Raw genomic sequence first — 25,381 nt, 5'->3', positions numbered from 1 at the left:
TAAACTATACTGATAAATATAGGAGGTATTCTAAAATGGAAGTACTAAAAGTATCAGCTACATCACAACCAAAATCAGTTGCCGGAGCGCTTGCTGCTGTATTAAGAGAAAGAGCAACAGCAGAATTACAGGCAGTTGGTGCAGGTGCTGTAAATCAAGCAGTTAAAGCGATAGCAATCACAAGAGGTTTTGTAGCACCTAATGGTATAGACCTGGTAGTGGTCCCAGCCTTTGCGGAGATACAAATTGACGGGGAGGATAGAACTGCAATAAAGTTCATCGTGGAGCCAAGATAAAATGACAAGCATTATACATAGATTAATTTTATGAAAGCCTATTACTACATTTGGTAATGGGCTTTATATTTTATCGTTACGAGTTACAGGTTACGAGTTACGAGTTACGAGTAGAAACTGGGATAGTTCTTCAAAGTCATTGCCCTTACCGCGAAACGCGAAACACGAAACGCGCAACCAAACCAAAAAGAATACCTGGATAAGCAGCCCTAGACTCCTTCCAGCAGCCTATAGCATATGAGGACAAGGTGTGTTAAAATATACTAATAAAAATCTGTTATTCGGGAGTGACTAAATTTGTATTTGAAACAAATTGAGATACATGGCTTTAAGTCTTTCGCAGAAAAAATAGAGCTTAACTTCGGCAATACCATAAATGCCATAGTCGGCCCAAACGGCAGCGGCAAGAGCAATATCTCCGATGCAATCAGATGGGTATTGGGAGAGCAAAGTGTAAGAGCCTTGAGGGGAAGCAAGATGGAGGATGTCATTTTTGCAGGAAGTGACACCAAGAAAGCCCTGGGCTTTGCAGAAGTATCCCTGTGCATTGATAACAGCGACAAGCAAATACCCGTAGATTATACAGAAATTAATATAATGAGAAGAATGTACCGTTCGGGTGAAAGTGAATACTTTATAAACAAAACCTCCTGCAGGCTTAAGGATATTTATGAGCTTTTCATGGATACAGGGATAGGCAGAGACGGTTATTCAATTATAGGACAGGGTAGAATCGATGAGATATTGAGCAACAAATCAGATGAAAGACGAAGTGTATTTGAAGAAGCAGCCGGCATTGTAAAATACAAGTCCAGAAAGCAGGAAGCGGAGAAGAAGCTTGAGCAGACTAAGCAGAACATAATAAGGATAACAGATATCATTGAAGAGATACAGACGCAGTTAGGACCGCTTAAAGAGCAGGCAGAAGTGGCGAAACGCTATAGAGGGATTGTAGAGGAGCTTAAGGCAATAGAAATAAACCTTATGCTCAATAATATAGATAAGTACCGCAGCAAGCTTCTGAGTACGAAGCAGGAAGCGGAGGATATACAGGGCCTGATGCATGAGAAGACCTCTCTTGCAGCTCAGTTTGAGCTAAAGCAAAATGAGCTTAAAACATTGCTTGGTGAGTTGGAAATCAGCATTAATGGGCTCAGCGAAGAGATCCATCATCTTGAGAATAATAAGGAGAAGCTCGAGGGAGAATGCAACGTACTTCAGGAAAGAATCAAGAATCTTAACCTGAATACAGCAAGGCTCAATAAGAGAGATTGTGAACTTAAGGATGAGGTTGAAAAGTCGAATCTGAATATAGAGCAAAACAATCAGAAGCTAATTCAGCTTAATTCAGCATTTTCTGAGGCAAGCGAGAAAATTGATGAAAAGACGGCTGATTTTGAATCCAATTATCAATCCATAAACGATATGGAATCAGAGCTTGGTGATAAGCAGCAGAAGTTTATAAACCTAATAAACAGCCTGTCGGAGCTTAAGAGCAAAATTAACAGCACCAACGTATTTGTCGACAATATAAATAAAAGGAAAAGTCAGGTAGAAGGTGATGTGAACGTACTTGAGCTGCAGCAGGAGGACAAAGAGAAGCAATATAAGAGGTCTACTGCGGAGCTGGAGGATTTCACAAGAAAGACAGAGGACTGCGGGGTACAGATAGAGGAGCTCAAAGGCAGTAAGCAAGAGTGTGAAAGCGACATCCAGCTATTAGAAGAAAAAATTGCCAAGGTAAAGACCGAGAAAGAAGCGCTGCTTTCCAGACTCAAGGTGCTTGAGGATATGGAAAGGGATCATGGAGGCTACAGCAGGGCTGTAAAGGTTCTGATAACAGAGCATCACAATATAACAAAAGGCTTTTGTGGCGTTGTAGGGGAAATGATAAAAGTACCCTCTCAGTATGTTACAGCTGTAGAAATTGCTCTAGGAGGCTCGGTGCAGAGCATAGTAACAGATACGGAAAATGATGCTAAGCTTTTGATAGAATACCTTAAGGAGCACAAGGTAGGCAGGTCTACCTTCCTTCCAATAAGCTCAATAAAACCAAGATTTTTCAATGACAGAGAAAAGCAGCTTTTTGATATGGAAGGTTTTGTTGGAGTTGCTTCAGACCTTATCGGATATGATCCCAAAATGAAAAATGTAATGCAGAGCATGTTGGGAAGGACTGCGGTTGTTAAGGACATTGATGCCGCTATAAGACTTGCCAGAAAGGCCGGCTATGAATACAAGATAGTAACCCTGGCAGGTGAAATAGTGAATGCAGGGGGATCAATGACAGGAGGCAGTTTGCAGTCGTCATCCAGCTCGGTTCTGTCCAGAAAAAGCGAAATTGAAACTCTTAAAGTGCAGCATGATGCTAAGCAGAGAGAGCTTGAGGAACAGAATTCGAAGCTTGAAGAACTGAAAATGCAATCAGCGGATATTAGCAGTGATATTGATTTCAAAACAGAGATATTCCACTCTCTTCAGATAGATATCAATAATTACAAGAACAAATGTGAAAACATCAAGAATGATATGCAGGTCATAAGGGACAGAATTTCAATAAACCTCAAGGATTTGGGGGATTTGGAAAAAGAATATAATGAAACCAATAGGATAATGGCAGAGAATTCAGAGAAAGCAGAAGCCGTAGAAAAGGATAAGCTGACTGTGGAGGCTCAGATAGCTGAGCTTCAGGAGCAGATGAAGCAGTTCAAGGAAGTAAGGGATGCCTACAATGAAGAGATTACTGAACTCAAAATAAAATTAGCATCGGTTGAGCATAATAAAAAGACCACAGAAGGCTCCATAAGAGACATGGAGCAAAGAATCAGTGAGATTGAAGAAGAAATAAGGAACAATCAAGCTGAGATTGATAGGGAAGAAACAGAAATCACAGCACTTACGACGGATTTCGAAAGCAAGAAAGCAGAAATTGAAAGAGCTGTATTGGAAGCAGGTGAAAAGCATAAGCTTCTTTCTGATAATGAGAGAGATAAAACAACGATATATGAAGACCTGCAGAAGATAGAAACAGATATTAAAGAATATAACAAGGACATTGCTACTTTACAAACAGACCTGCATAAAGTTGAGATGCAGTATGCCAGACTTGAAATCGAATTGGAAAACACAGAAATGAAGCTCTTGGAGACTTATGACATGAGTTACAACAGAGCTCAGGATTACAGAGATTCAAGCCTGAGTCTCACATGGGCATCAAAACGCTGTGAAGAGCTGAAGAATGATATACGGTCCATGGGCACAGTAAATGTAAATGCAATTGAAGAATATGACAAGCTTAGTGAGCGTCATTTGTTCCTCAGCACACAGGTTGAGGACCTCACAAGAGCAAGGGATAACCTGATTGCTGTTATTGCTGAGATAGCAGAAAGTATGAAGCTTCAGTTCATCACCGAGTTTAATAAGATTAACGAGAACTTCAATGAGGTTTTCAAACAGCTTTTTGGTGGTGGACACGCAGAGCTTGTCCTTTCGGATGAGGAGAATGTACTGGAGTCAGGAATTGAGATAATAGCCAAACCTCCGGGAAAGAAGCTTCAGAATCTGATGCTGCTCTCTGGTGGAGAAAGAGCGCTTACAGCGATAGCATTGCTGTTTGGCATACTGAAAATGAAGCCGGCACCTTTTTGCGTGCTGGATGAAATAGACGCAGCGCTGGATGATGCAAACGTTGACAGATATGCAGAGTTCCTTGTAAACTTCTCGGCGACTACTCAGTTCATAATAGTAACTCACAGGAAGGGTACAATGGAGTCAGCCGACTGTCTGTATGGCGTAAGCATGGAGGAGAACGGAATATCGAAGCTGGTGTCAGTAAAGCTTGAAGATAAAGTAAGCTAGTAGGGGCGATTCATGAATCGCCCGTACATTATTATATACATTGATTATATTTCATAAAAGGAGTGTATTAGCGATGGCAGGATTTTTTTCTAAGTTATTCAAGAAGGGACAAGAGGATGAGCAGCAGGAGGAATTTGTTGAAGAATCAGAGGAGCAGCTTTCTGATGAAGAAATAGAGGCGATGCTTCTGGAAGAAGAAGAAGAGCTTCAGGAGACTGAGCTTGAGGATATAGAAGAACCGGAACAGGTTATTCAAGAAGAGATGGAAGAGGAAATAGAAGAAGAAGCTGAGGAAGGCAAGGGTTCATTTTTTACTAGACTGAAGGATGGACTATTCAAGACCAGGAAGAACATCACAGATAAGATTAATGATGTGCTGTCCAATTTCAAGAGCGTTGATGAAGAGCTTTTCGAAGAGCTGGAGGAAATACTTATAACCTCAGATGTTGGGGTTTCTACAACCTTAAAGATTCTGGAAAACCTGAGGAAAAGCGTAAAAGAAAAGAACATAAAAGACCCCGCTGATGTGAAGGGTCTGCTAAAGCAGGAAATACTTAATATTATGGGAGAAAGTGGCGAAAAACTTGGGTTAAATACTCCGGAAGTAATACTTGTGATCGGTGTCAATGGAGTAGGCAAGACCACTTCCATAGGGAAAATAGCCTCAAAAATGAAGAAATCAGGTAAGAAGGTTGTTATAGCAGCAGCAGACACCTTCAGGGCTGCAGCCATAGATCAGCTTGAGATATGGGGCAGCAGGATAGGTGTTGAGGTTATAAAGCATCAGGAAGGCTCTGATCCGGCAGCTGTTATATTTGATGCAGTCAACTCAGCAAAATCAAAAAAAGCTGATGTGCTGATATGTGATACGGCTGGAAGACTGCACAACAAGAAAAACCTCATGGAAGAGCTGAAAAAGATCTCAAGAGTAATTGAAAGGGAATATCCTGAGGCTTATAAGGAGACACTGCTTGTACTTGATGCCACTACCGGACAAAATGCCATTTCGCAGGCAAAGCTGTTTAAAGAGGTTGCAGATATAAACGGCTTGATACTTACAAAGCTTGATGGCACAGCAAAAGGTGGAATAATTATAGCTATTAAGTCTGAACTTGATATACCGGTCAAGCTTATTGGTGTGGGTGAAAAGGTAAACGATCTTCAGGAATTTGTTGCTTCTGACTTTGTAGATGCACTGTTTGAGGAATAATAATATTGACAAATGCATAACATTAATATAAAATAACAATGTAAAGGTCAAGACCTTTACATTGTTGCTTTCAGAGGTATTAATATGTATGACAAGATTGTGCAAATAGCTTTATTGTTTGACTTCTACGGTCAGCTGCTTACAAAGAAGCAGATTGAGATTGTTGATATGTATTACGGCAATGACCTGTCCCTGGGTGAAATATCAGAACAGCAGGGAATAAGCAGGCAGGGAGTTTATGACACGCTGAAAAGGGCTGAGAAGACCCTATATGAATACGAGGAAAAACTTGGATTGGTAGACCGATTCTTAGAGCAAAAGGAAAGCATGCAGAAAATAAATGAAATGCTAAATGAATTATTGGATAAAAACGAATATGATAAGAAATATTTTAATGAAAAAATAAGCAGCATAATAGAATATATAAAACTATCGGTTAAAGAATAGGGCTTAGAAGTGGAGTGATAGTATGGCATTTGAAGGTTTAGCTGATAAGCTTCAGCAGACTCTGAAAAAGCTTAGAGGCGCTGGGAAGTTAAATGAAAAAGATGTTAAGGATGCCATGAGAGAGGTTAAAATGGCCCTCCTGGAAGCTGATGTAAGCTTCAAAGTGGTTAAAGATTTTATAAACAAGGTTACTGAAAGAGCGGTAGGGCATGATGTATTGGAAAGCCTGACACCGGGTCAGCAGGTAATTAAGATAGTCAACGAACAGATGACAGAGCTCATGGGAAACACCAACAGTAAGATAATGTTTTCCTCCAAACCGCCAACAATTCTTATGATGGTCGGCTTGCAGGGAGCAGGTAAGACAACGACCTGCGGAAAGCTGGGCTTGATACTTAAGAAACAGGGCAAGAACCCGCTGCTGGTTGCCTGCGACGTATACAGACCTGCCGCAATAAAGCAGCTTCAAGTGGTAGGCGGGCAGGTAGGCATTGAGGTATTTGAAATGGGTGACAAAGTGAACCCTTTGGATATTTCAAAGGCAGCAGCAGCACACGCATTGAAGAATGGCAATGATGTAGTTATTATAGATACCGCCGGCAGACTCCACATAAATGAAGAACTTATGGATGATCTCGTTGATATAAAAAGTAATGTAAGACCCACAGAGATACTTCTTGTTGTTGACTCAATGACAGGGCAGGATGCAGTAAATGTAGCTGAAAGCTTCAACGAAAAGCTTGGGATTGACGGTGTCATACTTACCAAGCTGGATGGCGATACAAGAGGTGGAGCAGCCTTATCAGTAAAGGCGATTACAGGCAAACCCATCAAATTTGCCGGTATGGGAGAGAAGATGGATGAGCTGGAGCCTTTTCATCCGGATAGGATGGCTTCCAGGATACTTGGAATGGGAGATGTACTGAGCCTCATTGAGAGAGCCCAGTCAGCCTTTGATGAAAAGTCTGCCATGGAGATGCAGAAGAAGCTCAGAACTCAGCAGTTTGACTTTGATGATTTTCTTGAACAGCTTCAGCAAATGAAGAAGATGGGACCTTTAAGCTCAATACTTGAAATGATACCGGGAATGAATCCCAACAAGATGAAGGGCATGGAGGTTGACGACAAGGAACTGGTAAAGGTTGAAGCCATAATAAGATCAATGACGAAAAAAGAGAGACAGAACCCTGATATAATAAACGGCAGCAGGAGAAAGAGGATTGCAGCAGGCAGCGGCACCAGCATACAGGATGTAAACAGGGTGATGAAGAACTTTGAGCAGTCAAAGAAGATGATGAAGCAGTTTGCAGGCATGGAAAAAGATATGAAGAAGGGCAAAATGAAAATGCCTTTCTTTAGATAAAAAAGGCTAATTTAAGAAATTTTGTAAGGAGGTGAATTCAATGTCAGTTAAAATCAGATTGAAAAGAATGGGAGCTAAAAAGTCACCTTTCTATAGATTGGTAGTTGCTGATTCAAGATCCCCAAGAGATGGCAAGTTCATCGAGGAAATAGGATATTACAATCCTATCACAGAGCCGGCAGAAATCAAGATAGATGCTGAAAAAGCAAAAAAGTGGCTCGATAACGGAGCACAACCATCAGATACAGTTAGAAAGCTTTTAAAGAAAAACGGAATAATTGAGGCTTAATATTTTGGATTAAAATATCCATTAGGAGTGTTGCAATTGAAAGAGCTAGTAGAAGTAATTGCAAAAGCCCTTGTAGACAATCCCGATATGGTCAAGGTAAAGGAAACTGAAAGCGACAGGTCATTAATTCTTGAGCTTTCAGTTGCTCCCGAAGACATGGGGAAAGTCATAGGAAAGAACGGAAGAATTGCGAGAGCAATAAGAACCGTTGTAAAATCCAGTGCAGCAAAGCTGGATAAGAAGGTAATTGTAGAGATACTATAACGAGTAGGGGCATCTGTTCTACATTAATTTGTAATGCCCCGTAAGCGAGTTTCATGAGAAGCTTCCTTTTTGATAATATTTAAAATAAAAGCTTCTCATATAATTACGTACTGAGTATACTTATTTAAAGGGTCGTTTTACATATATTGATAAAACGACCTTTTAACAAATTTTTTGGTATTTTGTATTGAACTATATATCTGCGAGATATATTAAGGAAACAAAAGTGCAAAAGTCTTTGCATTTTGTATAATAGGAGAGATAGTATGCTGCAATACCTTAGTATAGGACAAATTGTAAATGTACATGGCTTTAAGGGGGAGGTAAAGGTTTATCCCCTTACTAATGACATGAACAGGTTTAAAAAGCTCAAAGAGGTTTATGTAGAAGAAAATAATGAGCTAGTGAAATATGAAATTGAGGCTCTTAAGTTTTTAAGCACCACAATTGCAATGAAGCTAAAAGGAATCGATACCGAAGAAGCGGCCAATAAGCTGAGGAATTTTTACATAAAAGTAGACAGGAAATCAGCAGTCAAGCTTCCCAAGGACTCATATTTCATATGCGATTTGATAGATTTAGAAGTATATGATGAAAAAGGCTTGCTTCTAGGCACAATAAAAGATGTGCTTCAGACAGGCAGCAATGATGTATATGTGGTTCGGACCGGCGGAGATGACATACTTATTCCTGCCTTGAAGGACGTTGTAAAAGAAATAGATATAAAGAATAAAAAAATTGTGGTAGAACTGCCAGAGGGTTTGATTTAAATGAGGATAGATATATTGACACTTTTCCCGGAGATGTTCGAAGCAGTGCTTAATGAAAGCATTATTGGACGGGCTGCGGAAAAGGAACTTATTAAGATGCAATTTCATAACATAAGGGATTATTCAGAGAACAAGCATAGGAAGGTGGATGACTATCCGTACGGAGGAGGGCTTGGGATGCTGATGCAATGCCAGCCTATATTCTCTGCAGTGGAGGATATCAAAGCAATGCTTGGTAAAAAGCCCTACACCATCCTTATGAGTCCTCAGGGCAGAACCTTCGATCAAGCAAAAGCTTTAGAGCTTAGTACTTATGAAAACCTTATGATTATTTGCGGGCATTATGAGGGAATAGACGAGAGAGTAACTGAAGCTCTTGTGGATGAAGAGATATCCATAGGGGACTTTATACTGACCGGAGGGGAAATAGCGGCTATGGCAGTAGTGGATGCCACCTGCAGGCTGGTTCCCGGGGTGCTGAAGGAGGATGCTTCACATATGGTTGAGTCCTTCGGCGATGGTTTGCTGGAGTTCCCACAGTACACAAGGCCTCCTGAGTTCATGGGTATGGAAGTGCCGGAGGTTCTGCTTTCAGGACATCATGAGAATATTGAACAATGGAAAAGATATCAATCCCTGAAAAGGACCTATGAAAAAAGGCCGGAACTGCTGGCTAAAGCGGCTTTGTCTAAAGAAGATATGAAGCTTCTGGATAAGATAAAAAAAGAATGCAAATAATTCTTATATATATCGAACGCACTTAAGCATTCCTCTTGAGCATTGTGCGAATTCGATAAGTCAAGGAAGTATCTTCGCGAAATTTGAATATTAAAGATTATGTATATTTCGTGAAATACTTGTTGCGCAGAGGCTTGGCATATGGTATAATTTTAACGTTAATACGGGCGTTCCGCTGTCAGAGCACTTAATCAGAATATCACAGTTAATTGTGATTTATAATGAACATGAACGTCTATGATGGAAGGAGGGACATTGCGATGGATTTAGTTAAAGTTATTGAAAGCGAACAGCTTAGAGGTGATATACCTGCTTTTAATGTGGGAGACACTGTTAAAGTACACGTTAAGGTTATAGAAGGAACAAGAGAAAGAGTTCAGGTATACGAAGGCGTAGTTATGAAAAGGCAGGGTGGTGGACTGTCAGAGACTTTTACAGTAAGAAGAATTTCTTACGGTATAGGTGTGGAAAGAACCTTCCCGTTACATTCACCTAGATTGGACAAAATCGAGGTTGCTAGAAGAGGTAAGGTAAGAAGAGCAAAGATTAACTACTTAAGAGATAGAGTAGGTAAGAGAGCAAAGATTAAAGAAATAAGATAAAAGGGGGCTTAATAGCCCTTTTTATTTTTGTATAACCAAGCATTGGAGCGTGGTACATATGAACATACAATGGTATCCGGGACATATGGTCAAAGCTAAGCGCAAGATAGCAGAGGATTTAAAGCTAGTTGATGTTGTTATTGAGCTGCTGGATGCTAGAATACCGATGAGCAGCAGGAATCCGGAAGTTGACCAAATTGTAGGAAGCAAAAAACGAATAATCGTACTGAATAAAAGCGACCTTGCTGATCCTGTGGTAAACCGCAAGTGGATTAACTATTTCAACCAGGAAAATACAAAGGTTATATTGGCCAATTCAGTAAGCGGCACAGGTTTAAAGGATGTATTGGCGGCTTCAAAGGAGCTTATGAAGGAAAAACTCGATAGGCTTAAGAGCAAGGGCTTGCTGGTTAAGACTGTAAGGGCACTGATAATAGGGATTCCCAATGTGGGTAAGTCCACTTTCATAAACAAGCTTGCGGGAAAAAGCGTTGCACAGACTGGTGACAGGCCGGGAGTCACAAAATCGAAGCAGTGGATAAAAGTGAGTCCTGAGCTGGAGCTATTAGATACACCGGGAATTCTCTGGCCTAAGTTTGAGGATGAAAGAGTGGGTATGAGCCTTGCCTATACTGGTGCGATAAAGGATGAGATACTGGATATCAATGAGCTGGCAGAAAAGCTTCTGGAGGTACTTATAAGTAAATTTCCGAATATGCTTAAGGCCAGGTATAAGCTGGATGAGATAACTGCAGATATAACCCCCCAGACACTCTTGGAGAAAATAGGTCGGAAAAGAGGCTGCATAATAGCCGGCGGCGAAGTAGATATGCTGAGGGCTTCGGTAATGCTTCTGGATGAGTTCCGCGGAGGGAAGATTGGGAATATTACGCTGGAGACACCGGAAGATTTCTAACAAAAACGGCGATAAGCGGCGCAATACTGCGTTGTGCTGCGGTCGGAAAGTCCTCACGTACATCGTGTACGCTCCGGGCATTCCGCCTTGCACGCCTTGTCTTGCTTGCTTCTGGCCATTTTTAAGGATTTGCTATTGACGTAAAATGATATTTGAACTAATAGGAAATAAGATATTGTATGATATAATGAGCATGTAGAATTTACATGCTTGTTTTTTTGTGAAAGATTCCGATAAATTATTATAGGGACGAATGAGGTGTAGTAATGGCTATCAGAATTAAAGATGATGATAAGGAAAAGGAACGACTCTTCAAAATGACAGAGTACGAGCGGATTTGCTATGAGAAGGGCTTTAAACTGATTGCAGGTGTGGACGAGGTAGGACGGGGTCCGCTGGCAGGGCCTGTTGTCGCTGCAGCGGTTATACTTGGGGAAGGTATACTCATACCAGGGGTTAATGACTCTAAGAAGCTTTCAGCTGAGAAAAGGGAATACTTATATGACGAGATAAAGTCAAAAGCCTTGTGCTGCAGCATTGGAATAGTTGATGAAAAGATTATAGATGAGATAAACATACTTAACGCTACATACCTTGCAATGAAGAAGGCTTTACAAGATTTGTCCGCAAAACCTGAATATATTCTGCTTGATGCTGTGACCTTAAAGGATATAAATATTCCTCAGAAAGGGATAATAAAGGGCGACAGCCTAAGCTTATCAATAGCTGCCGCATCAATAATAGCAAAAGTTGAAAGGGATAGGATAATATCCAGCTATGATGAGATATATCCTCACTTTTCTTTTAGCAAGCATAAGGGGTATGGAACCAGCGAACATATTGAATGCATTAAAAAATACGGTCTTTTACCCATACATAGGAGATCTTTTACAAAGAATTTTCAGGGGTGATTTAAATGAGAATTGATGCTTCAAGCTTGTTATCCATAAAAGCGGAATTGACAGAACAGCTGAAGAACCTGGATGTCGGTGATGCCTTAAAAGGAATGGTGCTGGAAGCCTTGGGCAACAGCATTGCTATAAGGACAGCAAGCGGCCAGATATTTACCGCTTTACTTCAAGAGGGTGCAAATATTCCTAAGGGTGCTTTTGTAGAATTGATAGTCAGCAGCATAACTGGCGGAAAAATATATGCTGAATTTAAGACTGAAAGTAAAGCCACCGATTTGGATGCAAAGGTGTCCGAGCTTTTGAAGCAAATCAACCTGCCTGTTGATGAGAAGAATATTGAGGCTGCAAAGCTTCTGATAAAATACAAGCTTCCTTTGAACAAGGAAGCAATTGTGAATATTACAGGACTGCAGAAAAGTATCGATAATTTGAACCAAAGCAGCGAAGGACGAGTGGGATTGCTGCTTTCCGGACTGGATATAAAAAACACGACGGTTGATGTGCTGAATAAGGTTGTTCTCAAATGGTCCCCTGATTTGATAAAGCAGGAGGCTGTAGTGGGAGATGAAATAAAATTATCGAATGCTCCTGCAGGGAATATTGAAGTAAAAGAAATCAGCAAGGAGACTGAGCAGCCTGTCAATATTAAGGTTAGCCAGGCATTAGCTGAGGAGGAAATTAATAGTGAGAGCCCAGTGAGTGTAAAGGAGCCAATAAAAAAGGAGCCTGCTGGTGATTTGAACGTAAGGAAGCCAGTGCAGGAGGTTGGTGCTCCCATTGAAGATAATAGGGGAACAGAGCTTCTCGAAGTATTAGAGAAGCTGGGAATAGAAGCAGGAGGCGAAGTAAAAAGGTTCGCAGGACAAGTATCGGATATTCTCGCTTCAATAAAAAATAGCGATATGGAAGCTCTAACTTACCTTGTTTCAAAAGAGATAGAGATAACCCCTAAGAATTTGGGTATGCTTATGAAAAATATTGAGAACAGCGATGGAATATCGCAGTTCATTGATAAGCTTCAACAAAGAATAATTGTTGAGGATAATCCAGAGTTAAGGGAAATAAAGGAGTCCATAAAGAAGGTTTTCCTGGAACCCAGACAGGTGGAGAACAGCAAAGAGGTTGCAGAGCAACTGAAGGATATAGTAAAACTGGGAGAAAAACTGGAGAACTATCTGGACAGCAGAGGGAATAAAGACCCGGAGATTAGGGATGCACTGTCCAATCTTAGGGATAATATTGATTTTATCAGAAGTATAAATGAAAATAACAATTTTATACAGATACCATTAATGATAAACAGTGATACTTCCACTGCTAAGCTTTATATATTTAATGAGGGCAAGAACTGCAAAAAAATAAACCCGGATAATGCCACTATTCTTATTGCACTGGATTTGAAAAGCCTTGGTCACTTGGAAAGTATGATAGGGGTGAAGGGCAAGGCTGTAAACGTTACTTTCAGAGTTGAAAATAAAAGCGTAGGAGACATAATAGAAAAGCAAAGTCTTTTACTTAAGAATTCTTTGGAGGGAAAAGGCTACAGCCTGAGTCCGGTTAGAATTATTAGCCTGGAACAGCCTTTCAGCCTGCTTTCACTTGAAGCCATGATAAACGAGAGCGGTTCAGGGAAAATCCATTTTGATATGAGGATATAATATGAATAATAAGCTTAAGAAAGCAGCGGCTTTGTCCTATGAGCAGGGAGAGGCAGCGCCTAAAATTACAGCCTTGGGTAAAGGCGAGGTGGCAGAAAGGATAATAAAGACCGCAAAGGAAAACAATGTGCCTGTCTTTGAGGATAGCGGAATTATCGATACTCTGATACAGCTGGATATTGGTGATCAGATTCCCCCAGAACTGTATAGCGTTGTCGCAGAAGTTTTGGTATTCATCGCAAGTATTGACAGAGAGAAGGGCAGCAAGAATGGGTAATAATAAAATTCTGGGGGCTTTTGGGGAAGGCTTGGCGTGTGAATACCTTGCGGAAAGTGATTATAGAGTGCTCGAAAGAAACTTTAGCTGCAAGGTGGGGGAAATCGATATAATAGCATTGCAAAATGACACAGTTGTTTTTGTAGAGGTGAAGACAAGAAGCAGTGAGAAATATGGCTTACCCTCCGAGGCAGTAAGTGCTGCAAAACAGAAAAAAATAGTCAAGACAGCTTTGTACTACCTCCAAACTAATAAGCTTCTTGATTATATGTGCAGGTTTGATGTAATAGAAATATTGGTTGATGCAGAGAATAAATACCAGATAAACCTGATAAAGGATGCCTTCCAGTATTCAGGAAGGTACGGCTATTAAAGGAAGGAAGATATTTAGACATGATACTCAGCAATTCTTTAAATATTTCACATGAGTTTATTAAAAAGGTGGTGCAGCAAGGAGATACTGTTGTAGATGCCACAATGGGGAACGGTAATGATACTCTTTTCCTTGCTGGGCTTGTAGGAGATAAGGGCAAGGTTTATTCCTTTGACATACAGGAATATGCCCTTGCAAATACAAGAAAAAAACTTGATGATGCCGGGATTAGCAGCTATGTTGAGTTAATAATGGATGGACACCAGAATATTGATCGCTATGTAGCGAAGGGCGTCAGGGCAGTAATGTTCAACCTGGGCTATCTTCCCAAGGGAGATCATAATATTGGTACAAAAGCTGATACCACCATAGAAGCCTTGAAGAAATCCATGGAACTGCTTATGGTTGGCGGATTAATAATGATGGTAATATACTACGGCGGAGACAGCGGTTTTGAAGAGAAGGAAGCGGTGCTTGAATATGTGAAGACCATTGATTGCAGGAAACATATAGTGCTTGTAAGTGACTTTGTAAATCAAATCAATTGCCCTCCAATTGCTGTGTGCATAGAGAAGGTTACAGAGTAGGATAGAGAATTCATGAAATGAGGTGTTATATAATATGCCAGAGGTAAATAAGAGAATCAAGGGCTGGGCTTTCGTGAAGAATGTAGCTGATGAACAGGAGGCAGTCATGGTGGAGTCGGTTCTTGGGACTGAAGGTATACTAATTCAAAGGAGACATAAAGAGAATGGAAGCTATTTGGAGGTATACATGGGAATGTCCCGCTACGGAATTGATTTGTTTGTACCTGAGGATGCTGCTGAATTGGCAAAGGCCATTCTTGACTCTGAAGTGATAGATATGCCTGAGGAAATCGGGAAAGAAGATGAAATGAAGTCAGCAGAGAAGTACGAATCAAAAAGAAGAGGTATTGTATGGATTATATTAATGTATCTTTTTATTCCTGTTATTGCAGCCATAATATTGGGAGTTATATTTAGATAGTATAAATGTATAAAAATGGTAATAAAGTCGCAGTAAAAATAGTACTCTTCCTCCTTTGACTGGAATAAAATAGGAGGTATAATATAGTAAACAAGATATTCTTGTTTAAGCACCTCCCGGCCTGGTGTGAAAGGAGGGAAAAAAAGTCACTATGAAACGCAGTTGTAAGAAAACATCGCAGAATGTGTTTGAAGTGATAAACACCCTTACGTTCTCAACATTGATCAGGTTGGTTGCTTTAGCATTAACAGCGCTTTTACTGGTTAATTACGCGAAATTTACTCCAAAGGAAGTCATAGAGCTGGTACATACAATCATATCATGATTGATGCTTGGGACATAATGCCCGGACACTCATGGAGGAGCATGGTGCGGTTGTCAGGCGACGACCGCTAATACTGCAAGGCCGGTCCCGCTATCCCAAGATAGTGGTGCGATGATATGAGTGTCCTACTATTAGAAGCATAAAAAATCGGAGCTGATGCTCCGATTTTTTTCTACTTCTTATATTTTGCTATAATTTCTTTTACGAATTTTATCTGTTCCTTGTTCTTGAAGTATCTCTTTGGCAGGACGAAAGCCAAATCCTTCTTATCAATGAAGAGTGCAAAACCATGGGAGAAATCAAATACCTTATACATCTTTTTCCACGAATACTCCAGCTTTGTGTCATTTGTAGATACGATGAACTTGTCCGCAGTAATAGTTATATAGATGTCCTTATCAAGGACCTTATGTGTTTTTGCATCCTTGAACGCAATAAGATATGTTCTTATAAAGGGAGCTGAGAACAAAATCATTATTACCAGGTCAAGAGTTATACCCTTAACTGTTCCCCAGTCAAAAACTTGGGTAGAGGATGTAATGTATAGCAATGAAACTAAACTTAAGGTATAGATTATAACAATAATTGCGCACATTATATTGACGACTAAACCTGATTTTTTTAGATTGAAAAGTGAAAAGTAATAACGGAAATAATCCAGCATCGTAAGCCTGACCTTAATATCAAAGGTCTTTTCGTGCACTTCGGCCATTTATACCACACCCCCAAGTAAATTTGAATACTAACTACTATTATATTTAATTTTTGGCTGTTGGTCTAGTGCTTATTAACATAACAGCTTACCAGTCAATCAAAATGTTAATAACGCACTTCATTTATATTCTACTTCCAAATCCTCTGAATAAATTATTTATGAAAGAAAGATTTTTGGAGGTGCAACGTGAAGCTAAGATTTAAAGGAAGCTACAAAGCCATAAATATTATGCTGGTGATGGTGATAGTCAGCATTTCACTAATATACAATTATGCAAGCTACAATCACCTGCTGGATGCTTTCAAGGATAACAGCAGGCAGCTTCCGATATACTGTGTGGATACATCGGAAAAGAAGGTCGCAATTTCTTTTGATGCAGCATGGGGGGCCAATTACACAGAAGACCTGCTTGCAATACTCAAAAAGTATGAGGTAAAGACTACCTTCTTCCTAGTCGGTTTTTGGATTGATAAATATCCGGAAATGGTAAAGAGAATTGATGAGGAAGGCCACGAGGTAGGCAATCATTCCGCAAAGCACCCGCATATGTCGCAGCTGTCAAAGGAGCAGATTATTGAGGAGCTGGGAAAGACTTCAAAAAAGATAGAAGCAATTACAAATAAAAAGGTTACTCTGTTCCGTCCTCCATTTGGAGACTATAACAACAGGCTTATAGAAACCTCCAGAGAAATGGGCATACAGATCATTCAATGGGATGTTGACTCTCTTGACTACAAAGACTATGGAGCTGATGCAATAGTCAAGCGCGTACTTTCAAAGGTGAAGAACGGCTCAATTGTACTTTTCCACAACAATGCAACCTATACAAAGGATGCACTTCCGATAGTGCTGGAGAACCTTCAGAAGGAAGGGTATAAGGTAGTGCCGATATCAGAGCTGATTTATAAGGAAAATTACTATATAGACCATACCGGAATGCAGAAGTTATTGAGATAAAAAATACCTCCTAAAATAGGAGGTATTTTTTACTTATTTAATTAATTAATACATAAAACAGGGTTTTGAAGGATGTTATTTAGAATACCATTTTTCGTCAAGTTATGATATTTTAGTAATAGACCTATATTTATGAATAAAGTACGATTAAGTGTATATGCTGAAAAATATAAAAGGAAAGTATATCGAAAACGGAGGATGACTATGTCTGATATAGAACTTGTGGCACCATGCAATTTTGGGGTGGAAGCATCACTATCCAGGGAAATAAGGAATCTGGGCTATGAAACAACAAGGGTAGAGGATGGAAGAGTCGGCTTTATGGCTGACGCTGAAGGAATATGCAGGTCAAACCTGTGGCTGCGTACTGCTGAAAGAATACTTGTCAAAGTTGGGGAATTTGAAGCCTTTTCTTTTGAAGAGTTGTTTGAAAAGACCAAGGGACTGGAGTGGTATAAGTGGATACCCAAAGATGCAGAGTTCCCTGTCGCAAAAGCTTCTTCAATAAAGTCAACGCTTTTCAGCACTTCTGACATACAAGCAATAGTCAAGAAGGCTGTGGTTGAAAGCTTGAAAACCAAATATAAGGTGGAGTGGTTCGAAGAGACGGGGGAGAAATATCCTATACATGTGTTCATTAATAAGGATAGAGTAGTTTTATATTTGGATACCAGCGGTTTATCCCTTCATAAAAGGGGCTACAGAGAGATATCCAATGCTGCTCCTATAAAAGAGACTCTTGCCGCGCTCATGGTACTTCTGACACCTTGGAAAGCAGACAGGGCCTTTATAGATCCCTTTTGCGGCTCAGGTACAATAACCATTGAAGCTGCTATGATAGGACTGAATATGGCACCTGGACTCAACAGAAGCTTCATATCAGACAACTGGCGCTGGATTGACAAGAACGCATGGGAAAAGACAAAAGAGGAAGCCAGGTCGCTGATAAAAAATGATGTTGAGTTAAATATACAGGGATATGACATTGATGAGGCTTCTATCAAAGTGGCAAGAAATAATGCAAGGCTGGCAGGCTTGGAGGATAAGCTGCATTTCCAGAAAAGGGACATGAAAGAATTGAGCAGTAAGGATCACTACGGTTTTATAGTAACAAATCCGCCATATGGAGAAAGACTTTCAGACCATAAGAGTGTTGAGGGGTTATATAAAGAAATGGGCAAGGTATTCTCAAAGCTTGATACATGGTCCTTTTACATAATAACCTCCCATGAGGAGTTCGAGAAGTTCTTTGGAAGAAGGGCGGATAAGAAGAGGAAGCTGTATAACGGCATGATGAAAACGGATCTTTATCAGTATTTCGGACCTAAGCCCCCGAGGCATAACATCATCGAAAATATAACACAGGAAGAAATTGATAAATAAGCTAACGAAACATATTGAACGCATTTAAGTATTTCTATAGGGTAAAGTGCGAATTCAATAACATTAATGAAACCGTTTACGCGAAATCTGATAGAAATTTTAAAATGTTTTTCGCGAAACGCTTGCCCCCTTAATATAATGTATTAAGGGGGTGTTATCTTGGATAGGAAAATTATTAAGCAGGTTCGCAAGGCACTTATTTTTGAATCGCTGTTTTCAGGTGCATCATCATTGTCAAAGGTATTTAATGAGACTGAGGATGAGCTTGAGGATATGATGAAATCCATTGATAAAACAGTAAAGTCTCAAAGGATCTTTGATAGTAAGCTTTTTAAGAATATTAAGTAGTAAGAAAAAATGCTAACTAATAATTGTTTTATAGATGTAGTGATTTTCGGTTGAACATACATAAAATTACGGCTATAAGCCAATGATAAAAAAAGATAGCCGTAAAAATATGTGTAGGTTTAACCTGTATTTTATCACACTATATTACAAACTAGGAGTTGGTAAAATGTACGTGGACAGTACGGGAAACATTGGAGTAACAGCGGATCCGCAAAAGGTAAGACCCGGAATGATATATGTCGATTTGTCCAGCAGAAGGAACAGGAGACAAATATATGAAGCTTACTTAAATGGAGCATCCTTGATTTTTACACCCCATAATATATCCAATCCTGATCTTCCGGTAATAAAGGTAAAGAACCCCCAGGATACACTTTATATGCTGTTCAATGGATTGTTCGGAAAGCAGCAGCAGCAGGCGAGGTTGATCGGGATTCTTGGTGACAGTGATAAGAGTGTGCTGGTGGATTTAATACAGAACATATTACGCGAAGTAAATACTTCTGATGGTATGAATGCAATGCCAGTCACAATTGATACAAACTCATACAATCTTTTCTATATGGATATGAGTCTTGATAGTGCAATTCTAACTGACAGGGGTTACTTGGAAGGCAATTGCGGAAGCAAGCCCGAAGCTGACTTCTTTCTAAGCTTATTGAAGAAAAAGACTATTATAGTAAATAATGATGAGCCTTATGCGATGAAAGCTGTAGAGGATTGCAAGGAAATCATGCAGATTACTTACGGTCTGAATAAGAAAGCTGCTGTTACAGCGTCAAGCATTGATGCAGGCGAGACTACCTGCTTCAATTATTGCGTGCAAAGAAGCTTTCTGACAAAGAGCGGAAAAAGGGTTGAACCCTTCGAGATCCCAGTACATTTTAATGCTATGGGAAGCCACAATATATACAATGCACTGGCTGCAATTACCTGCGGACTGTATTATGATGCGGAAATAACAAATATTAAGGACTCTGTAGAGAGTTATAAACCTCCTGCCAGGCATTTTCAAAGAATATATGATGGTGAATTTACTATAATAGACAACTACTGCAATTCATTGCAGGATTATACTGCGGCATTTGAGTCATTGCAAATATTAAGCTGTGAGAATCTTATGCTTATCATATCTTTATCAAATAGTTCAAGCTTGAGTTTCCATGTAGAGAAAGCGTGTCTTATAGCAGAGTGGGTCAAAATGCTGAAGTGCAAGGAAGTAATTTTGACCAGCTGCATGGACGGTGATGCCAGGATTGGGGAGCTTCCTCTAAAAAGCATGCGTATTTATAAGAAGGTTTTCAAGGAAAATGATATACCCTTCAGATATTATCATTTACTACAGCATTCTATTGAGAGGAGTATATCAGAGCTTAAGAAACGGGATATGCTGGTAATGTTGGGAAGCGACGAAATGAATATGGCACATAGACTCTTATGCAGACACCTGAAGCCAATAAATAATGAAAAACATTAAAATTAAGTATTCCCGCTGTTATGACTTAATAAGTTGTAATGGCGGGAGTTTTTTTATCCAAAGCAAAAATAATTCATATTCTTTGCTGCTGCTGAATATGTATACTGTAGGTTAAGCCTGAAATACGCAAGAACAAGGAAAGGAGTGGGGCTTATGACTGACAAGGTCATAGAGAGCAACAATGTTACCGTATACGGGACGGTAACTTCCAAACCGGAGTTTAGCCATGAAATGTATGGCGAGGGTTTTTATACGGTATACCTGGAGGTTCCAAGGCTGAGTGACATCTCCGATACACTGCCTATTACGATATCAGAGAGGCTCGTCCTAGGGCTCAATATTGATGTAGGCTCAACTCTCCTCGTTGAAGGACAGCTGAGGTCTTACAACAAATATCAGGAAGGAAATAATAAGCTTATACTTACGGTATTTGCAAGAAATCTAAAACCAATAGAGCAGGAAGTGAAAAATCCAAACCAGATATATCTGGACGGTTTCATATGCAAAAGGCCAATATATAGGACTACGCCCTTCGGCCGTGAAATAACGGATATGCTTCTGGCAGTTAACAGGCCTTATAACAAATCTGATTACATACCATGCATAGCGTGGGGCAGGAATGCAAGATACTCTGAGAATCTGAAGGTAGGAGACAGGATAAGGATATGGGGCAGAATACAAAGCCGCAACTACCAGAAGAAAGTGTCAGAGGAGGAGGTCATCACAAGAACAGCATACGAAGTATCTATTTCGAAAATGGAAGTGTGTGATGCCGAAACAGGCGAAGCTGAAAGCTTCGAAGAGGAAGAGCAGGAAGAATAGAATAAAAAGCGCAGGTGCTGAGGCATTGCGCTTTTTTGCATATTTTACTTTGAAATACAATGAAATGAAGATATAATAATTGTATATGAGCTGATGATTCTAACAAAAGCGGGAAGGGATGATTATATGAAGCTTGAAAAGGGGCTTATACAGGTTTACACAGGAGATGGAAAGGGCAAGACAACAGCTGCATTAGGACAGGGGCTCAGGTCCTGCGGAAGAGGACTGAAGGTTTGCATGGTACAATTCTTAAAGGGTGGAGATACAGGAGAGCTTCATAGTGTGGAAAAGCTGCACCCTTTGTTTGAGATATTCAGATTTGAAAAGAAAAGAGGCTTTTTCTGGACGCTTGACCATAAGGAAAAGTATGAACTAAAGGAAGATATAGAAAAAGGGTTTGAGTTCATAAAAGCAGTGGTCAGCAAAGAGGAATGTGATGTTCTAATAATTGATGAACTGTTGGGAGTGCTCGGGAATAAGCTCCTGGAAGTCAAGGAGGTAGTAGAGCTTCTGAAGTCTAAACCCGACACCATGGAGATAATAATCACGGGTAGAAACGCTTCAAAAGAAATTATTGATGCTGCAGATCTGGTAACTGAAATGAAGGAGATTAAGCACTATTTCAAAAATGGTGTGTCGGCCAGAGAAGGCATTGAGTCATAGTTCGAGGAAAAGGGGTAATAGCATGAAACTGTTTGAAAGAATATATGACAGTAAGTACAGATACATTCTTATGTTTTTCATGATAATATTGGGGGGTGCCATTGGGGGTATTTCCTTCAATGTATTCCTGATACCGCATAAGCTGCTTAGCGGTGGTGTCAGCGGTATAGCGCTTATATTGAAGTATCTTTTCGGGTTAAACCCAGGAGTGCTGATATTTGTTTTCAATATACCAATATTTATTGCGGGATATAAATTTGTAGATAAGGAGTTCATTCTTCTGAGTCTTGTCGGTATGACGGCATTTTCAGTATCCATTGATGCTTTCGCTTTCTTAAAGGATGTTATTTATATCAAAGACACTCTTTTATCCTGTCTTTACGGGGGAGTACTGAATGGCATAGGCATGGGGATAGTATTCAGAAACAGGGCTTCCCAGGGTGGAGTTGACATAATAGCTGTGATAGTAAAGAAATATTTTTCAATGAATCTCGGAAGCACATCCTTAATGATAAATTTCGTCATAGTTGCAATTGCATCGTTGTTTTACGGCCTTAATCTTGCTATGTACACACTGGTATCGATGTATGTTGCATCAGCAGTGCTTGATAAGGTACAGAAGGGCTTCGGAAACAGCAAATCAGTGATGATAATCACAGAAGATGAGCAGCAGGTTGCTGAAACGATACTGAAAACATTGGGCAGAGGGGTTACATATCTGGATGGTGAAGGGGCTTATACCGGCAATAAGAAGAAGGTAATATATTGTATAGTGACTCTGAACCAGCTGGCTAAGCTAAAGCAGATAGTACATGAAGTTGACAGCAATGCCTTTATGGCAGTAAGCGACACCTCAGAGGTTTTAGGTCAAGGCTTTGCAAACAGGGGAATATAGGACTGGTTCGAGGTACGAGGTACGGGGTTCGAGGAGTAGGGACGACCAGTGGTCGTCCCTACTATTGCCTATTTGCTAAAAAAGTCCAGCCATATTTGGCTGGACTTTTTTTATAAATCAAATTCTCTAGCGATTGCTTCGATGGCCTTTTTCTGGTCATCGGGACTTATTACGTAGGATATCTTTATTTCCGAAGTAGTTACGATGCTTACAGGAATATTGTTCTCAGCAAGGAGGTTGAAGACCTTGGCTGCGACTCCCGATTGGCTGTTCATGCCCAGTCCTACTACGGACAGCTTTGAAATGTTTTCGTACGCTTCATAGCTGAAGGTGAATATTTTATCCTTGAAGGTATCCAGTATCATTGAAGCCTGATATAGGTCAGTCTTGGGAAGTGTGAATGATATATTCACAAGCTTGTTTACAGGGAAGGTCTGACTTATCATATCTATGTTTATTTCTTTATTTGCAATGCTTTGGAATATTTCTGCAACAACCCTGATATCATGAGGTACTCCGTTCAGGGTTATTATCGCCTCATCGTTGTTCACCGCAATGCCTGTTATAGCGGTATTCTCCATAGTATTATCCATCTCCTTTATGATGGTACCTGGTATATCCCCCGTATTGAGGGCTACGAGTACAGGGACCTTGTATTTCTCTGCAAGCTCTATGGATCTGGAATGCATAACGCTGGCTCCTGAGCTTGCCATTTCCAGCATTTCTTCATAGCTTATATACTCAAGCTTTCTTGCGCTCGGATAAAGTCTTGGATCAATAGTATATATGCCATCAACGTCCGTATATATTTCGCATTGAGCCTGGAGCTTTGCGGCAAGTGCCACTGCAGTTGTATCTGAGCCGCCTCTGCCCAGGGTAGTTATCTCGTTATCCTCATTTACACCCTGGAAGCCTGCGGCTATTACTATCTTACCTTTACTAAGCTCTTCCAGGATTTTTTCTTCGCTTATTTCAGCTATTCTGGATTTGGTATGGGAACCCTCGGTTTTTATTCCAAGCTGTTGCCCTGTAAAGGACACAGCATCGGCACCGATATGATTGAGCGCAATTGATAGCAGGGACATGGAAACCTGCTCTCCTGTCGCCATTAACACATCAAGCTCACGTCTGTGAGGGTCGGGTGTTATATCATAGGCCATGCGGATAAGTGTATCAGTGGATTTGCCCATTGCCGACACTACGATGACCATATCATGTCCTTCAGATTTTCTTTTTACTATACGTTTAGCAATACCTTGTATCTTTTCTATTGTTTCTACGGAGGTGCCTCCGTACTTCTGTACAATAACAGCCATTTTATATCACATCCTAACCTCTTAGATCATCTAATATCTTTTTTTTGTCTCCAGCTAAATCTTTTACAGTTTTTATCATCCTTGCAGGAATCCCGGCTACAACAGTATCTGCTTCTACATCCTTGGTAACTACCGAGCCTGCAGCTACAACTGCGCCTTTTCCTATGTGAACACCTTCTAGAATAACAGCGTTTGCGCCTACAAGCACATTATCCTCAATAACAACAGGATCTGCGCTTGGAGGTTCCAAAACACCGGCAAGCACGGCACCTGCGCCTATATGGCAGTTGCTGCCTACTATAGCCCTGGCTCCAAGCACAGCGTTCATATCAATCATTGTGTTCTCACCAATTTCACTGCCAATATTTATTACAGCACCCATCATTATTACCGCATTCCTATGTATAAGCACTTTGTCTCTAATCACTGCACCCGGCTCAATCCTGGCATCTACATATCTTGTATCCAGAAGGGGTATGGCTGAATTTCTTCTATCACATTCCAATTCGAAGTTTATTATTCTATCTTTATTGTCCAAAAGGAACTTTTCTATTTCTGAATGTTCCCCGAAAAGCACCCAGAAGCTTTCAGCGCCATAAGACCTGATGCTGCCCATATCGATTCCGTTTAAGTCACCATTTATATAAGTTTTCACTGGGGTTACTTTTTTTGCTTCTTTTATATATGCAGCAATTTTATAGGGATCTGTGATTTCAAATTTCTGACTCATTAAATCATCTCCTCAAGCATAGTTTTCATGCTAAAAAACCCTTTTGTCTTTGAGGCAGTATAACAGGCTGCCCTGATTGCACCGCGGCCCAATATGTCACGGGAAAGAGCGGTATGCTTTATCTCGATTATTTCATCCTTGCCAGCGAAAAACACTGTATGCTCTCCGGGAATAGTACCACCTCTAATAGCTGATATTCCAATCTCATTGGGCTTTCGCTTTTCAGTTGCCTTTGATCTGTCATATATAAGCTCCATAGGAGCATCCAAGTGATTCTTAAGTTCATTTGCTATCATAATGGCAGTGCCGCTTGGAGCATCCTTTTTTTCATTATGATGCTTTTCCAGTATTTCTATATCGAATTCTTCTCCCAGGTGTGAAGCGGCTTTTAAAGCCAAATCTATAAGAACACTGATTCCAAAAGTCATGTTTGCTGATACGAATACAGGAATTGAAGCTGATGCTTGTCTCAGTGTTTCATAATCTTTTTCGGATAGCCCTGTAGTTCCGACTACAAGGGCTATCCGGTGCTCAACACAGTATTCGATAGCTTCTGGAAGCATTTCTGGGTTAGAAAAATCCAATACCACATCAACATCGTGAATAGAAGCGGCATCTTTGAAGCTTTGATATGCGGGGTAAGGATTCTGCAGCTTTGCAGGATTTCTTGTCACTCCGGCGATTATATTAATGTTTTCATATTCCTTGCTAAGCCTGGTGATTACCTGACCCATTTTACCATTGCAGCCATTCATAAGTATATTTATCAA

General features: G+C 40.2%; 29 protein-coding genes. 25 read left to right on the top strand and 4 right to left on the bottom strand.

Features of this window, described 5'->3' with window-relative positions:
- The first annotated feature begins 35 nt into the window (after positions 1-35).
- From VEB00_08895 to VEB00_08810, 18 genes are all read left to right on the top strand, one after another.
- Complete coding sequence (locus VEB00_08895) at positions 36-296, top strand: stage V sporulation protein S (GenBank protein ID HYF83126.1); 261 nt, start codon at positions 36-38, stop codon at positions 294-296.
- Between the two features lie 297 nt (positions 297-593).
- On the top strand, positions 594-4,154 hold the full coding sequence (gene smc / locus VEB00_08890; protein HYF83125.1) for a chromosome segregation protein SMC: 3,561 nt from the start codon (positions 594-596) through the stop codon (positions 4,152-4,154).
- A gap of 73 nt (positions 4,155-4,227) precedes the next feature.
- The gene (gene ftsY, locus VEB00_08885; protein ID HYF83124.1) at positions 4,228-5,364 is read left to right on the top strand and encodes a signal recognition particle-docking protein FtsY; all 1,137 of its coding nucleotides are present in this window, start codon (positions 4,228-4,230) and stop codon (positions 5,362-5,364) included.
- A gap of 84 nt (positions 5,365-5,448) precedes the next feature.
- Positions 5,449-5,811 (top strand): putative DNA-binding protein, encoded by a 363-nt coding sequence (locus tag VEB00_08880; GenBank protein ID HYF83123.1) that lies wholly within the window; start codon positions 5,449-5,451, stop codon positions 5,809-5,811.
- 22 nt (positions 5,812-5,833) lie between these two features.
- Positions 5,834-7,174 (top strand): signal recognition particle protein, encoded by a 1,341-nt coding sequence (ffh, locus tag VEB00_08875; GenBank protein HYF83122.1) that lies wholly within the window; start codon positions 5,834-5,836, stop codon positions 7,172-7,174.
- 40 nt (positions 7,175-7,214) lie between these two features.
- On the top strand, positions 7,215-7,463 hold the full coding sequence (rpsP, locus tag VEB00_08870) for a 30S ribosomal protein S16 (protein HYF83121.1): 249 nt from the start codon (positions 7,215-7,217) through the stop codon (positions 7,461-7,463).
- A 36-nt stretch (positions 7,464-7,499) separates the two neighbouring features.
- On the top strand, positions 7,500-7,727 hold the full coding sequence (locus VEB00_08865; protein HYF83120.1) for a KH domain-containing protein: 228 nt from the start codon (positions 7,500-7,502) through the stop codon (positions 7,725-7,727).
- A 266-nt stretch (positions 7,728-7,993) separates the two neighbouring features.
- Positions 7,994-8,497 carry a ribosome maturation factor RimM gene (gene rimM / locus VEB00_08860; protein ID HYF83119.1) on the top strand — a complete coding sequence of 168 codons (504 nt, stop codon included), beginning with the start codon at positions 7,994-7,996 and terminating at the stop codon, positions 8,495-8,497.
- Positions 8,498-9,235 carry a tRNA (guanosine(37)-N1)-methyltransferase TrmD gene (gene trmD, locus VEB00_08855; protein HYF83118.1) on the top strand — a complete coding sequence of 246 codons (738 nt, stop codon included), beginning with the start codon at positions 8,498-8,500 and terminating at the stop codon, positions 9,233-9,235.
- 260 nt (positions 9,236-9,495) lie between these two features.
- Positions 9,496-9,837: a 50S ribosomal protein L19 gene (gene rplS, locus VEB00_08850; protein ID HYF83117.1), complete on the top strand. Its 342-nt coding sequence runs from the start codon at positions 9,496-9,498 to the stop codon at positions 9,835-9,837.
- A gap of 58 nt (positions 9,838-9,895) precedes the next feature.
- On the top strand, positions 9,896-10,753 hold the full coding sequence (gene ylqF / locus VEB00_08845) for a ribosome biogenesis GTPase YlqF (GenBank protein ID HYF83116.1): 858 nt from the start codon (positions 9,896-9,898) through the stop codon (positions 10,751-10,753).
- 266 nt (positions 10,754-11,019) lie between these two features.
- Entirely contained in the window at positions 11,020-11,664 is a 645-nt protein-coding gene (locus VEB00_08840) for a ribonuclease HII (protein HYF83115.1), read from the top strand.
- A 5-nt stretch (positions 11,665-11,669) separates the two neighbouring features.
- Positions 11,670-13,322, top strand: a complete 1,653-nt coding sequence (locus tag VEB00_08835; protein ID HYF83114.1) for a flagellar hook-length control protein FliK — start codon at positions 11,670-11,672, stop codon at positions 13,320-13,322.
- Between the two features lies 1 nt (position 13,323).
- Positions 13,324-13,599, top strand: a complete 276-nt coding sequence (locus tag VEB00_08830; protein ID HYF83113.1) for an EscU/YscU/HrcU family type III secretion system export apparatus switch protein — start codon at positions 13,324-13,326, stop codon at positions 13,597-13,599.
- Entirely contained in the window at positions 13,592-13,972 is a 381-nt protein-coding gene (locus tag VEB00_08825; GenBank protein HYF83112.1) for a YraN family protein, read from the top strand. The genes VEB00_08830 and VEB00_08825 overlap by 8 nt, the downstream gene beginning before the upstream one ends.
- A 20-nt stretch (positions 13,973-13,992) precedes the next feature.
- Complete coding sequence (locus VEB00_08820) at positions 13,993-14,559, top strand: class I SAM-dependent methyltransferase (protein HYF83111.1); 567 nt, start codon at positions 13,993-13,995, stop codon at positions 14,557-14,559.
- A 34-nt stretch (positions 14,560-14,593) separates the two neighbouring features.
- Entirely contained in the window at positions 14,594-14,980 is a 387-nt protein-coding gene (locus VEB00_08815; GenBank protein ID HYF83110.1) for a hypothetical protein, read from the top strand.
- 151 nt (positions 14,981-15,131) lie between these two features.
- Positions 15,132-15,305, top strand: coding sequence for a hypothetical protein (locus VEB00_08810; GenBank protein ID HYF83109.1), 174 nt, complete (start codon positions 15,132-15,134; stop codon positions 15,303-15,305).
- Positions 15,306-15,477: 172 nt separating this feature from the next.
- Here the strand turns inward: VEB00_08810 and VEB00_08805 are convergent, their stop codons facing one another.
- Positions 15,478-16,017, bottom strand: a complete 540-nt coding sequence (locus VEB00_08805) for a YcxB family protein (GenBank protein HYF83108.1) — start codon at positions 16,015-16,017, stop codon at positions 15,478-15,480.
- 189 nt (positions 16,018-16,206) lie between these two features.
- Between VEB00_08805 and VEB00_08800 the strand changes: the two genes are divergently transcribed.
- The 7 genes from VEB00_08800 to VEB00_08770 all read left to right on the top strand — a co-directional run bounded on the left by VEB00_08800 (position 16,207) and on the right by VEB00_08770 (position 22,565).
- Positions 16,207-16,977, top strand: coding sequence for a polysaccharide deacetylase family protein (locus VEB00_08800; GenBank protein HYF83107.1), 771 nt, complete (start codon positions 16,207-16,209; stop codon positions 16,975-16,977).
- A gap of 204 nt (positions 16,978-17,181) precedes the next feature.
- Positions 17,182-18,360, top strand: coding sequence for a class I SAM-dependent RNA methyltransferase (locus VEB00_08795; protein ID HYF83106.1), 1,179 nt, complete (start codon positions 17,182-17,184; stop codon positions 18,358-18,360).
- Between the two features lie 159 nt (positions 18,361-18,519).
- Positions 18,520-18,708, top strand: coding sequence for a hypothetical protein (locus VEB00_08790; GenBank protein ID HYF83105.1), 189 nt, complete (start codon positions 18,520-18,522; stop codon positions 18,706-18,708).
- Between the two features lie 166 nt (positions 18,709-18,874).
- On the top strand, positions 18,875-20,185 hold the full coding sequence (locus VEB00_08785; GenBank protein HYF83104.1) for a Mur ligase family protein: 1,311 nt from the start codon (positions 18,875-18,877) through the stop codon (positions 20,183-20,185).
- Between the two features lie 153 nt (positions 20,186-20,338).
- A complete protein-coding gene (locus VEB00_08780; protein HYF83103.1) occupies positions 20,339-21,007 on the top strand; it encodes a single-stranded DNA-binding protein in 669 nt (222 codons plus the stop codon).
- A 126-nt stretch (positions 21,008-21,133) separates the two neighbouring features.
- Positions 21,134-21,670, top strand: coding sequence for a cob(I)yrinic acid a,c-diamide adenosyltransferase (locus VEB00_08775; GenBank protein HYF83102.1), 537 nt, complete (start codon positions 21,134-21,136; stop codon positions 21,668-21,670).
- A gap of 22 nt (positions 21,671-21,692) precedes the next feature.
- A complete protein-coding gene (locus tag VEB00_08770; protein ID HYF83101.1) occupies positions 21,693-22,565 on the top strand; it encodes a YitT family protein in 873 nt (290 codons plus the stop codon).
- A gap of 110 nt (positions 22,566-22,675) precedes the next feature.
- Here the strand turns inward: VEB00_08770 and VEB00_08765 are convergent, their stop codons facing one another.
- Genes VEB00_08765 through dapB form a run of 3 tightly spaced genes read right to left on the bottom strand, consistent with a single transcriptional unit; the run spans position 22,676 to position 25,381 of the window.
- Complete coding sequence (locus VEB00_08765; GenBank protein HYF83100.1) at positions 22,676-23,881, bottom strand: aspartate kinase; 1,206 nt, start codon at positions 23,879-23,881, stop codon at positions 22,676-22,678.
- Between the two features lie 13 nt (positions 23,882-23,894).
- Complete coding sequence (gene dapD / locus VEB00_08760) at positions 23,895-24,611, bottom strand: 2,3,4,5-tetrahydropyridine-2,6-dicarboxylate N-acetyltransferase (protein HYF83099.1); 717 nt, start codon at positions 24,609-24,611, stop codon at positions 23,895-23,897.
- Positions 24,611-25,381 (bottom strand): 4-hydroxy-tetrahydrodipicolinate reductase, encoded by a 771-nt coding sequence (gene dapB / locus VEB00_08755; GenBank protein HYF83098.1) that lies wholly within the window; start codon positions 25,379-25,381, stop codon positions 24,611-24,613. Before dapB ends, dapD begins: the two co-directional genes overlap by 1 nt.

This window comes from Clostridia bacterium, assembly GCA_035628995.1.
Taxonomy (GTDB): domain Bacteria; phylum Bacillota; class Clostridia; order Lutisporales; family Lutisporaceae; genus BRH-c25.
Note: the sequence above shows the minus strand (reverse complement) of the source record. Positions and strands in the feature narration are given on the sequence as shown.